This is a genomic window from Paenibacillus sp. Y301 (assembly GCF_059445505.1).
Genome location: NZ_JCAIUL010000011.1, coordinates 158345 through 165056, shown reverse-complemented (window position 1 = coordinate 165056; position 6712 = coordinate 158345). Strand labels below are relative to the sequence as shown.

5 protein-coding genes are annotated in these 6712 nt (G+C 39.8%); 1 reads left to right on the top strand and 4 read right to left on the bottom strand.

Annotation, left to right across the window (positions count from 1 at the left end):
• Positions 1–558 precede the first annotated feature (558 nt).
• The 4 genes from AC1D69_RS18725 to AC1D69_RS18710 all read right to left on the bottom strand — a co-directional run bounded on the left by AC1D69_RS18725 (position 559) and on the right by AC1D69_RS18710 (position 4743).
• Complete coding sequence (locus AC1D69_RS18725; RefSeq protein WP_495457662.1) at positions 559–1074, bottom strand: hypothetical protein; 516 nt, start codon at positions 1072–1074, stop codon at positions 559–561.
• 419 nt (positions 1075–1493) lie between these two features.
• Positions 1494–2381 (bottom strand): carbohydrate ABC transporter permease, encoded by an 888-nt coding sequence (locus tag AC1D69_RS18720; protein WP_495457661.1) that lies wholly within the window; start codon positions 2379–2381, stop codon positions 1494–1496.
• 12 nt (positions 2382–2393) lie between these two features.
• Positions 2394–3290 carry a carbohydrate ABC transporter permease gene (locus tag AC1D69_RS18715; protein ID WP_495457660.1) on the bottom strand — a complete coding sequence of 299 codons (897 nt, stop codon included), beginning with the start codon at positions 3288–3290 and terminating at the stop codon, positions 2394–2396.
• A gap of 79 nt (positions 3291–3369) precedes the next feature.
• Entirely contained in the window at positions 3370–4743 is a 1374-nt protein-coding gene (locus tag AC1D69_RS18710) for an ABC transporter substrate-binding protein (RefSeq protein ID WP_495457673.1), read from the bottom strand.
• Between the two features lie 303 nt (positions 4744–5046).
• On the opposite strand from AC1D69_RS18710, the gene AC1D69_RS18705 reads away from it, so the two are divergent.
• On the top strand, positions 5047–6711 hold the full coding sequence (locus tag AC1D69_RS18705) for a response regulator transcription factor (protein ID WP_495457659.1): 1665 nt from the start codon (positions 5047–5049) through the stop codon (positions 6709–6711).
• The last annotated feature ends 1 nt before the right edge of the window (position 6712 follow it).

Sequence of the window (6712 nt, the reverse complement as noted above, 5' to 3'; positions counted from 1 at the left end):
CAACAAGGTGAGATGTGGAAATTCGTTCAATGCGTTGATTTTGTCCGTCTGATTGTTTAAACTTCATATTTAGAGCGCCTCCTTGATGGTGTTGGGTTATTAACCCGTCGACAAACCCATCATACCGAGGCGCTCCTTTTTTGACAAAGGCCAAATCTTAGGCCTTACAGGAATGTTTAGCTCAACAAAGCCGTCATGATTGTATGGTTAAAATGAATGACGGAAGGTTCACGGTTTGGCGATCAATCAATCTGTTACGAAAGACGATAGGTGACGATTTAAGAACCAAATGCTAATCCGCGTCGAATATACGGATGATTTAACAAGCTTAAACAGGAATTTATGTATTCATAGCAACACCCATTATATTACGCCTCCATCTCTTGCATTATTTGGTGTTTACCTCGATGAAATGTTTGTTTATTGAACTTCACCTTCATAGTGGCGAGATATCCGGCTGTCTCAATACTTAGAAACAGGATTCATAAAACAAACAAGGCTACCATTTCCGGTAGCCTTGTTTGTTTTGAACTATAGTGTCCCGTTAGTTGAATCCATCTAAACAACTTTTAGGACGAAATAATAAAAAGCATCACCGTGAGATAGGTTCTCTACATGTTCATCCATCCACCATACCCCGTATGAATAGAAATATGTCCCTTTTTGTGTAGGTGCATGAAAACTATTTTCTTTCACTTCAGCTTCTTCAGATTTGTCTTCATAGATTTGCATGACATGGTGTTTGTTCGGTTGCGGCTCATAGTTCATCACAAATGTAATAAATTCACCAGGCTGTACAATAACTGGATTTTCACCTTTTAAAAGCTCAACTGGACCAATTGAATCCACACATCTGGTTTGATTTTTTGAGTCCCAACAATATGTGCCGAGTTTTGTCTCATACATTTGTTCACCAATTTGAATTTCAGCCTTAGGCGGTTGCTCTTCCTCAAGTACCTTGTCGATTGGCTCTTTTCCAACTACTAAATCATCACCATTTGGCTGAGCGCCAGAACAACCTACTAAGCCCATGAGAACGAGGGTCATTACGAAAGGCAGTAGAAATTTCTTCAAATTTAGAACCCCCAGTTTAAATAACAACGTTTACTGTTCAAACGAAAGAACAAGTAGTTATGTTGCGATGAGGAAGTAGAGGCAACCTTTATGGCGCACTTTTTTCTAAAATCCCGTCTCATCGTCATTGAACTATGCTGTCCGTTAGCTTAATAAAGCGTCCTTAGTCTAATACTACTTTATTTTCTTTCAACACTTGGTCTCCGAATTTCAACCGCTGAAGGTTCCAATCCAGAAATTTGGAGACCACAGCGATTGGAGAAACGGTCCGGTCGTGGAGCTTCCTCTCAGAACACCCCACCTTCTCCTAAAAAAAACAAATTGGGCGCCCCTAGTCATTGTCATGACATATGGGACAGCCCCCTATTATTTCGTATTATTATGATTCATTTGTTAAGAAAGTTTCCTTGATCTGTACATCAACCTTTCACTGCCCCCATAGTGATCCCCTGTGTAAATGCTTTTTGGAAGAGCAAGAAGATCGCAATCATCGGTATCGATGCTAAAGCAGCACCTGCCATCAGGAGACCATAATTGGTCGTGAATTCACCTCTGAGTGTTGCTACTCCAAGTGGAAGCGTCATCATTGATGTCGAGCGTGTCATGATGAGTTGACTGAAATAATCATTCCAAGAAGTAATGAAAGTAAAGATAGCTAACGCTCCTAAGGCCGGTTTCAATAATGGCAATATGATCGTTGTGAATAGTCGCATTTCAGAACTACCATCGATTTTGGCGGCTTCGATCAGTTCACTAGGAATGGTCTGTGCGAACTGTTTCATCAGGAATACACCGAACGGCCATCCAATCGCAGGTAATATAAGCCCTTTATATGTATTGACCCAACCGAAATCAGCTAACATCGTAAAGAGCGGCACGAGGATCACTTGCTTAGGTAAAGCCATCGCTGCCACAAACATGGTGAAGATGATGACTCGTCCAGGGAATGATTTCTTGGCAAGCACATATCCAGCTAATGACGAAACGATACATATCGCAAGCATTTCTGTAAATGCAATGATGAAGCTGTTGAGCATCCACCGTTCCACTGGATTTTTAAATAATTCAGACCAGTTCGCAAATGTTGGCTTTAACGGAAACCATTCTGGTGGAATGGTTGTAGCAACGGTCTGTAGCTTAAACGATCCCGATACTACCCAATAAAAAGGAAAGATAAAGAATAGCGTTGATAGTACTAACAGGATGGCTGCAACGACTTTCGGAATCGTTATTTTTCTGTCCCATGCACTTTTTCTCGTTGGTTGTAACCTAGGTGCTTTCATTTTTACTGTATTCATAGAATTCATGATGGTCCCCCCTTAGTACTCAACATCGCTGCCAAAGTATTTAAATTGAATGATCGAGATAATACCAATAACAATGGCGAGTAGAACACCCATCGCAGATGCATAACCGAAATGTCCTAGCATGAACGCTTGCTCATATACGCTATACATAACGGTCGATGTACTATATACGGGGCCACCTGAAGTCAGAAGTTGAATGAGAGCAAAACACTGGAAGGTATTGATCGTCGTGATCACGATAATATATAAATTCGTTGGCATGAGCATCGGCCATAATATTTTTCGGAAAATTTGCCATGGTGTTGCGCGGTCAAGCTCCGCTGCTTCGATGTAAGATGTAGGTATGTTACCAATAGATGCGACATACAGAATGATAGGTTGACCTACGGAAGTGGTTATTAATACGGCGATAATCGCAAGTAAAGCAGTCTTGGTATCCCCTAGCCAGGATACAGGCTCCATTCCAATCAAACTGGTCAAATAATTGAGTATTCCATAGTTAGGATGATAGATCCAACCCCACACAACAGTAATACTTACGACCGAGGATACAGCTGGTAAGTAGAACACACCTCGGAAAAATGATCTTGCAAATTCCTTTTTCTTGTAAATATTCATAGAGATGAATAGAGAAAAAATAATAACGATAGGTACCGTGATAACAACAAGCAATAACGTATTCCCCATGGACTTCATGAAATTATCGTCTTGAACCAACGAGATATAATTATCTAACCCAATAAAATTAAAGTCTCTTAAGGAGTAATCAAAGAAGCTAATATAAATCCCTTTTATCATTGGATAAGCAACAAATAGAAGGAAAAACCCAAACGCAGGTAGTAAGAAAAGATAACTCATGAACCAGTCTCGTATTACATAACCTTTCTTTTTGCGAATCGCTTCCCCCACACCCATCTCCCCGTTTCTTCGATGATTTGAAGAGATTAGAGTGCTTACCGCACTCTAATCTCTGAATGCTCATCCCTTTTTACTTAGCTGATGCTTTTGCCTTTGTGATCGCTTCATTTGCTTTCTCAGCGAAGCTGTCTAAAGCTTCTTTACCTGTTGCGCCACCTGTCAAAGCACGTTGCAATTCAGGGAACCAGAAGGTACGAATTTCAGCATATCCATCCGCAATCGTTGGTGCATCTGTCGTGAATTTACGTGCATATTCAGCGTAAGTGTACTCAGGATCATCATAAAGACCTGTAATCGAATTACGAACAGATAGTCCACCGGTTTGAATCAAGTTCTTCTTACCATACACAGGATCATTAGCTATGAAATCGATCAATTTCTTAGATGCTGCGATTTTGTCGTCATTTCCATTATTGAATATGGCCATTCCACCAAGATATGGCTCAAGTTTCGGTTCCGAACCATCCATCGTTGGGAATGGAAGTAGAACATCTTCAAATTCAACCATTTTTTTAGATACATTCTGAGCTTTGAGTACTGCAGAATAGTTTAGTGTAAAGGCTAGTTTTCCTTGTAGGAACAAGTCATTCACGTCTGCAGCAGCTAAGGATGCCGCACCGGTAACGCTGAGTTTATCTTTTGTAGCTTGAACAATCCAATCCAGCGCTTTAGCTGCATTATCTGTATTAATGGCTACGGCCGAGTTATCCTCATTCAAGAATCTAGATACGCCTAGGTTAGCAAGGTAAGCTCGCGTTCCTTGGTCTCCAGCTTGGCTTTTTGCGAAGAAACCCGTTGGAATCACATCAGGCGCCTTTTCTTTCACAGCTTCTAACGCCTTTACGTATTCATCAAACGTCCAGGTTCTGTCTTCTTTATTAAGTGGGAGTAAATCAAGAGCACCGATCTTCTCAAAGACTGTTTTGTTAACCGCCATCATAAATGGTGCCGTATTAATAGGATACATATAGATCTTGTCGCCTACGCCCGATTGTTTCCAGAAGGCTTCTGAGATGTCGTTCTTCACTTCGTCAGTCACCATATCATTGATTGGAGCAAGTAGATCTTTCTTCCCCCAGTCAATAATTCGTCCTGGTGCATCGTAGATGACATCGGGCGCTGTATTGGATGCAATCGCAACATTTAGTTTTTCAGGGCCACCTTCAAAAGTGATCATTTCAAGATTTACTTTAATATCAGGAAATTTCTCATTAAATGCTGTAATAATTTCTTTCTCGTACTTCCCAACTTCACCATCTAAAGCTTGAAAAGTTGGGAAGTTCCACCATGTAATTTCTACTGGCTTGGCAGCGGTCTCCGTTGGTGTTGTTTCTTGCTTAACCGAGTTAGTACTAGGTGAGTTAGCATTATTCGTGTTCCCACATGCAGCTAACTGTGTTCCTAGTAATGCGACACCGAACATACTGATTAACCCTTTTTTCATAGCTCTCAATGTATTACCCCCTATGGTATATTGGAATAAAATACGCTTTCATTCCTTGCACTAATCATAATTCAATTGTAAATTTAGAAGAATCCCTCTTCTTTGACTTTCATAGTCGTATTCTTACATGTTCCTTCTCTCATTCTACAAAGTAATGTTATAATATGTAACATAATATTGAAGAACAATAGTTTTTTCTAGCAATTGACATCAATGTTCGACCTACTATCTACCTTGAATATTACACATCATGTATAGTTTCTCAAAATCCACTATAGGTTTAAGCCTTTCGGAGGGAATTTCATGTACAAACTTATGATTGTAGAGGATGAACCATTAATTAGAACGGGTCTGAAACATTACTTCGCATGGCAGGATCTAGAAGTTCATACCATCGTGGAAGCTGATAATGGAAAAGAGGGTCTAGCAACTGCTCTCCGTGAGCAACCCGATCTAGTCATCACGGATATTCGCATGCCTGAAATGGATGGTCTTCAGATGATTGAAGAAATTCGAAAGGTCCTTCCTGATACCTTGTTTATCATCTTGACGGGGTTTAATGATTTTGAATACGCCCAGAAGGCTATTCGACTAGGAGGTATACATGATTTCTTGCTCAAACCTTTAGAATATGAGGAAAGTTTAGCAACCATCCAAGCGTGCATGAACAGGCTCAAGATTACACGCACCGAGCTTCAGACTCGTTCTAAATTGGAACAGGATATACAAGAAAATTGGAAACTAAAAGGAAGTCAGCTAGTAAAACTTCTGCTCGAAGAAGAGGATACCACAATCGATAGGAAGATGATCCGTGAACTTTGTGGCTTCAATAGTGATGACTTCCTATGTCAACCTTTTGTACTGGCATGTTTACCACATTTAGATGCACATCCGCAATCGATGAAATGGATCAAACAGCATACCGAGAGGATCATACATGAAACAGCCGAATCCATTTTCCCTACGCATACTCCAAGACATATATTTACTTACATATCTAGATCGAAACTGTATGGCCTCGTTATTTTAGAAGAAACACAAAATAACGATAACCCCTTCTTTTTTATAGGAAATCAAGTACAGCAACAATTAGATCACATGCTTAAATTACTAGGTTCAGAATATAACACATCATTCTTTGTAGTGGTTGGTCCGTCAACAAGTGATGTAACACAAATCTATAAGTTATTGCACTATACAGATAAAGCATTGTATCAACGCTTCTATCAATCCAACCTTAACCTATTTCTGGCTTCCCCATTTGACGAACCTTCCATTTCAGCAAAAGCAACTATTATACAACTAGAAGAGAATGATAAGAAACGAATTATTAATTGTATCGAGAATGGGAATGCAACAGAGACCCATCAACTGATGCAGCGTCTAGCTCAAGATATTGTGAACAAAGCTCCTCATGTTTCACCAGAAATATGGCTCGCATTCCTACAGGAAATCATAAGTGTAATCATACGTTTTTCCCATAAAAATAGTATTCACATCGAAGGAGTGTACAGTGATAAGCTTTTAAATCTAACCTTTGTCGATGACTTCGCAACGCTTGAATCTCTGTTTGAATGGCTAGGGAGATGGATGATTCATTTAGGGGTTGTGTATACCGAAGGATTAACGCATAACCAGCAACAAGATGTCATTATCTTTGAACATATCGAATCTTTCATTAGAGAACATATTGATCAAGATGTCACACTCCAAATGGTGGCTGACCGCTTCTTCTATAATCCATCCTATTTAAGTCGTTTGTTCAAAAGAAAGCTAGATAAGAACTACATGAGATTTGTAACTGAAATCCGGATTGAATATGCACAGGAGTGCTTGAAGAATCCGAAATACTTAATTACCGATGTATGTGCCATGTGCGGATATAAAAGCTATAAGCATTTTGTGAAGACATTCAGAAGCATCACGAGTATGACGCCTTCAGATTATAGAAAACAATCGGGGTGGTGAT

Coding starts and splice junctions, on each gene's coding strand:
- AC1D69_RS18710 (WP_495457673.1), bottom strand. CDS start 4,743: ATGAAAAAAGGGTTAATCAGTATGTTCGGTGTCGCATTACTAGGAACA.
- AC1D69_RS18705 (WP_495457659.1), top strand. CDS start 5,047: ATGTACAAACTTATGATTGTAGAGGATGAACCATTAATTAGAACGGGT.
- AC1D69_RS18720 (WP_495457661.1), bottom strand. CDS start 2,381: ATGAATTCTATGAATACAGTAAAAATGAAAGCACCTAGGTTACAACCA.